Source organism: Synechococcus sp. R55.2 (assembly GCF_047462075.1).
Classification (GTDB): domain Bacteria; phylum Cyanobacteriota; class Cyanobacteriia; order Thermostichales; family Thermostichaceae; genus Thermostichus.
The window spans coordinates 1-3,802 of sequence record NZ_JANSIH010000324.1 but is presented as its reverse complement, the minus strand read 5'-3'; the positions used below and the strand labels follow the sequence as shown (position 1 = coordinate 3,802).

Below are 3,802 nucleotides of genomic sequence, written 5' to 3'. Positions count from 1 at the left end.
GGGATCCCGGGTGATCCGGTTGCGCGGCTGGCAGGTGCTGGGGCTGGCCTTGAAACTGGTGTGGCTCGCCCTTTCGCGCCGGTGGGACAGAGTCCTGCGGGCAACCAGGGGGGATCCCCGGCAGAAATAGCCAATGGGAAAGCTGGCCTCAGGAGAAAAGTGCTGTGGGGGAACCGCACCGCTGACGTGGTCAGACCGGCTGCAGCGCCGGGCGGCAATTCAACAGAGGCATGACCCGTTCCCCAAATCGCTGCACATCGGCAACAAAATCCGGGAATGTGAACAGGATCCCATCGATGCTGGTTTGGCCGGCGATGCGATCCAGTTCTCTTGCCACAGTTTCATAGGAACCGATGAGGGTTGGGATCCCCATAAATGCCTCTGCCTGGTAGCTTTTCACGTTCACCCCCACCGGATCTGTGTTGGCTGCCCCTTTCCAGCCCAGCAGGGCCTCGATATCCCCCCCTTCCATGTAGTGCTCTGCAACAGCTTCGGCTTCCGCGTCGGTTTCTCCCATCACCACAGTAAACAAAGCGTAGGTACCCACAGTGCGTCCCACCCGTTGGCCAAGCTCCTTCAGCCGATCGCTCATGCGACCAGCCTCTTCAACGGGAGCCAAGATGAAGTTGTGGTTGCCCATTTCCGCCGTAAAGCGCATACCCCGCTCTGAGTGCCCTGCGCAAACAATCGGGATCTCCCGCGAAGGGCGAGGCTGACAAACGCAGTCTTCCAACTGAAAATACTTGCCCTGATAAGAAACACGCCCTTGCTCCCAGAGCAGCTTCATCACCTGCACATACTCGGTGGCGTAGTCGTAGCGATAGCTGTAGTATTCATCCCCCGGCCACAGGCCCATTTGCGAATATTCCAGCTTGTTCCAGCCGGTCACGATGTTGAGGCCAAACCGTCCTTTGCTGATGCTGTCCAGAGTGACACACATGCGAGCGGCCACAGCAGGGTGGAGCGTAGGCAGAGCCACCGAAGCGTAGAGATGGATCCTTTCCGTCACCGCCGCCAAGCCCGCCATTAGGGTAAAAGACTCCAAGGCGTGATCCCAAAACTGGGTTTTCCCCTTAAACCCCCGCCACTTCACCATGGACAGGACAAATTCAAAGCCATACCGTTCCGCCAAGAGGGTGATCTGCTTGTTCAGCTCGAAAGTTGGCATATATTGCGGCGAATTCACCGAGATGATCCAGCCGTTGTTGGCGATGGGGATAAACACCCCAAACTGCAGATACCTCATCGTCCAGTCCTCTCTCGATAAAGCCCTTGGGGAAACAGGCCAAAAACCCCCTGCCCTATCTAAGTCGGTCAGAGGCGAGGAAATGGTGTGCAACACTACTGGGTAAGCCAGGAAGGGATCCCGAACGATGTGCTCCCCACCGCCAAGGCAACCAGCGCCGGAACAGCCTCGGCGAGCACAACTTTGATTTGAACAGGTGAAGCAAAAGAAGATAAAGAAGATATCTTGGTCTTGGTTGGCCCCGCCCTTGTAGATCCCATCGCTGCTCCGCTGTTGAGGCCAACTTCAGTACTCCGCACCGCTAACGCGAATCGGTTAGCTAGGGGAATGGGTTTGGGCAGTTCCCAACCTAAGGGGTAGGCGTGGCAGGGGGAATGCGCAGCTCCACAGCCGTGTCCAGGCGGGAGCGTGGGGGTGGGGCTTCTCCCTGAGCCAGTTCTAGGTATTGGGCCAGCGGGTGATTTTCCTTCCAGCGGGATCCCACCTCAGCAGCCATTTGGGTGACTTGGATTTGATAAAGCTGGGCCAGCTCGGCAGCATTGAGGTTGCTCCGCTCCACCTGATCGCGACTGGCCTCGGCCAGGATATCTACCACAAGGTTGCCTTGCTCATCAAACCGCCACAGTTCCAGGCGGCTGCGGGAACGCAGGCTCAACTCCGTTGGCGAAGCTGGTCGAGTGAGGACATCGACGCGGGCGATGACGATGGCTTCCAGGCCCAGGTAATCGAAAAATTGGCCCACCGCCTCCGGCTTGCGGCGATCCCACTCAAACAGCTCGTAGATGGGCCAGCCCACCTTCTGCAAAATGGGCTGAATGCGACGGTTGTCCAGAGGCACCACCTTCTCGCCGTTGGGGATCAAGCCCAGACGCACCGCCTCTATGGCCAGGCGCTGGCCCAACAGTTGGGTATGCTCCAACCCTCCCACCCCCAAAATGCCAAGGCGACGGCGGGGTTGAGGCCGAATCGGCACCTGCAAAACCACATCCACAGGGGTGGTCAGGCCCGCTTGCAGGAGGATCTCCTGCTCTGCCTTTTCATAGTCGGGGTGCCACACCGTCAACAGCCAACGCCCGGCTGGGGCATGGTCTAGCTCAAAAGCGCCCCGCTCATCGGTTTGAATCGGCTGATTGGGGTTCTCCATGCCCTCCAACTGCACCTGTGCCCCCGCCACAGGTTGTCCCACGCTGTTGCTCACCTGCCCCACCAGCCGCGCCGTTCCCTGGGGCTGCCCTTTGTCTTGAAAGGGAAACAACGGCGTCAACCGTGGAATGGGGGTGGCCGGAGCCTGAGCCAGCGCTCCTGAAGTCAGTGCCAGCCAGCCGCAGAGGGCCAGACTGCCTGTTCGCGAGAGCGTCGCGTAGCGATAGCTGATCCTGCGCCGGAGAGGATGGAAGAAGAGAAGAGGCATGGCGAAGGTTGCATCCGGTAATAGCAGTCGGTTCTATTCTGCTTTGCGCCACTGACGGGTGCTGCAGGGATCCTCACCCAGAAAAGGGGTTGTTGGTTTGCCATTGTTGGACAAACACCGGCACCATGTTGCGCACCTGCAGCCGAAACAGGCCCGCTGCCGCATCTTCAAACATCGGATCCCCGCCCACATCATCCCGCCCATAGGCTTCGTAGTAGCGAGCCCGATCCCCAGGCCGATCCCTCTGCAAGTCCACCACCACCACCACCCCGCGGCTGCGCAACTGGTTGGGGGTGAAATTGGGAATTTCCACCGGCACCGTCGGGGCCACAAAGCGTAAGGCCGTATTCAGCAGAGAGTTGCCCTGGCGGTTGTAGTCCCGCGAGATCTGCATCTGGGTCAAAAGGATGTAGCGCAATCCCAGGGCATCCCCGATCACCTTCAGCTTGGCCAAATCGGAGGTGTAGCGCTCATCCCGATCCAACAAAGTCAGGCCCTGGGTGAGGGGCAGAAGCGGCTCAAACCGGGGATCCGGCCCCAGAGGCCCCTTCAAGAGCAGTACCGGTCGCTGGGGCTGCAACTCCTTCAGGGCCATGCTGAGGTGGCGGGCCAGCTCATCCGAGTAAACGGGTTCATCCGGCAAAAGGCCAATGCCCTCCGGCTGGCGGGTCGGTTCCCCTGGCGGCAGGCGAATATCCTGAGTGGAGACAAAGCCGGCCCGGACTTCCACCTGGGTGCTGGTCAGGGGAAAACCCGGCACCTCCACATCTACCAAATACAGGCCAGCCGGCAGTTCCGGCAGCACATAAGTGCCGTCGGCAGCAATGCGGACGGTTTGCCTGGGTTGGGTTGGCGTGGCGGCCAGGTGCAAAACCCCGGTCTGAACGGGTTGGCCGGCAATATCCAGCACCCGCCCGGTCACCACACCGCGGTTGCCTGGAGAGGGGACTCCCCCGTTCAGGACCTCTGTCCCGCCGTCGCCAACTTGAGCCTGAATATCCTGCAAACGGCGCAAAGCTGGGATCCCTGCTGCCACCACCCACAGATCCCGCTCCCCCAGCATCACCAGACCCGTCGGCTGTCCCTGCAGCCGGAGCGAGGCCACCAATCGCCGCGTGTGTAATTCCACCAGCTGCAGGGGGTCG

General features: G+C 60.3%; 3 protein-coding genes. All 3 read right to left on the bottom strand.

The window, feature by feature from the left end:
* Positions 1 to 190 precede the first annotated feature (190 nt).
* Positions 191 to 1,246, bottom strand: a complete 1,056-nt coding sequence (locus NW838_RS10335) for an LLM class flavin-dependent oxidoreductase (protein WP_414355786.1) — start codon at positions 1,244 to 1,246, stop codon at positions 191 to 193.
* 349 nt (positions 1,247 to 1,595) lie between these two features.
* The gene (locus NW838_RS10330; protein ID WP_414355787.1) at positions 1,596 to 2,657 is read right to left on the bottom strand and encodes a carboxypeptidase-like regulatory domain-containing protein; all 1,062 of its coding nucleotides are present in this window, start codon (positions 2,655 to 2,657) and stop codon (positions 1,596 to 1,598) included.
* Between the two features lie 73 nt (positions 2,658 to 2,730).
* Positions 2,731 to 3,802: carboxypeptidase-like regulatory domain-containing protein (locus tag NW838_RS10325; RefSeq protein WP_414427994.1), on the bottom strand; the 1,072-nt coding region annotated here is incomplete at its 5' end.